General features: G+C 38.4%; 1 protein-coding gene. It reads left to right on the top strand.

The annotated features are described in order from the left end of the window. The first annotated feature begins 260 nt into the window (after positions 1-260). Positions 261-434, top strand: coding sequence for a hypothetical protein (locus J2Y67_RS27770; protein WP_310179409.1), 174 nt, complete (start codon positions 261-263; stop codon positions 432-434). The last annotated feature ends 1124 nt before the right edge of the window (positions 435-1558 follow it).

Here is a 1558-nt window from a genome sequence, read left to right as displayed (position 1 = left end):
TTAGATGGAACGCGGAATGATGGGAAACTATCACGTTCCGTGCGGAGCAGGGGAAAAGCCGGAGATTACATCAAACGCTTACCTATTGCCAACAAGAGTTCAAGATTCAGCTGCCATACATAGGCGGCTTTTTCTTATTGTGTTAACGTGGCAGGTTGAAGAAGGAGAACTTCTTCTACAACTTAAAAAGCTAAAACTGGTATATTTCATTGACATAATCCACACTATATACTTCGAATGATAAATAGGAGGTAATAATAATGGCAAAACATGACCAACATCCAGATAATTTAGTTGAAAACAAGATGCAAGTGTTTAACAATCTAAACCATTCAGCAACACGTTATGTACAGACTGCCATTGAAAATGCATCAGAAACTGGACAGGATGCAACACAAAATTTAGTGAACAGCATCATAAGGAGAAAAAAGTAAAAAATAATTCTAAAATAAATATAGTTGAACGTTACTCCACGCAAAATTGTAAAGAAATGTACTTAAGCTAACGGGTGCTTGAGTTAAACAAAGGGTTGCTGCGGCGACTCTTTTTCTTGTTCCACTAACCGGGGCAGTTTACTTTAAGAAGGATTACTTTAACCACCACTAGGATAAATAACAAATTGAATTTTTAATGTAGGCTAACGGGTGCTTGAGCACAATATGATTGTCACTGCGGCGGTCTTTTTCCTTATCTAACTAAAGTGCAGTTTAACGCAGCCTTAGGATTAAACTTATATTTGTTTTGGAATTTAGTCTAATTTCAGTATAAAGAACGCTAACCGAAATGATTAACGTTCTATACATAATGGAAGGGTACAAGCAGGTGGCGGATATCTGGTGATCACAGTATTAGATTCAAAAAAAACGATCTCTGATTATGCGAAAGCCCAGATGCTTCTAAAGTAAGACTGAACGATACAATTACGAAGGTCAGGAGCAGTGTTTTAATATAGAGTTGGAGTCGGAGGAGAACAATGGGCGGAAACAATATCTCTTAAAGCAACCGAATAATGATTCCATCTTCCTCCGAAAAACCTATAACCATAAACTCTTGATTCCCCGACAGTCGTCAAAAAAAACCAGAAATTGTCTCCGTTTCTAAGCCGCATATACGTGAAACGATTCAAACAATGTTGAAGACCCCAGGGATTCAGGGCATAGGGTGACATTTGTCGTATATATACCATAATTCGAGGTTCACTCCTTATTGAAATTAGACTAATAACCAGTTTATGCTCAGGTCAAAGCTTGGAATGGATGTATGCCTAGTATCCCACCTAAATTCAAATATGAATGAAGAAGCTTATATGAAATTGTTTAAGGATTGGGCAACTATTTTTATTGAGAACGGTATCTCTAATCCAAAGGAAATTATTAACAGTTTAAATAAAACATGGAGTTGTACGGGGGCAAGAGTTTAAGAACCAGCTGCAATTAAGGTAGCTCTTTCATATTGTGCTAACAGGGCAGGTGTGCGGCCGAGCCTAGGTCGTATCATATAACGGGTGGGATTCCCGTCGAGTAAGAACTAGCCATTCGCTCGTAGCGAGTCTTGGAGG

It is taken from the genome of Neobacillus niacini (assembly GCF_031456445.1).
Classification (GTDB): domain Bacteria; phylum Bacillota; class Bacilli; order Bacillales; family Cytobacillaceae; genus Neobacillus; species Neobacillus niacini_I.
Note: the sequence above shows the minus strand (reverse complement) of the source record. Positions and strands in the feature narration are given on the sequence as shown.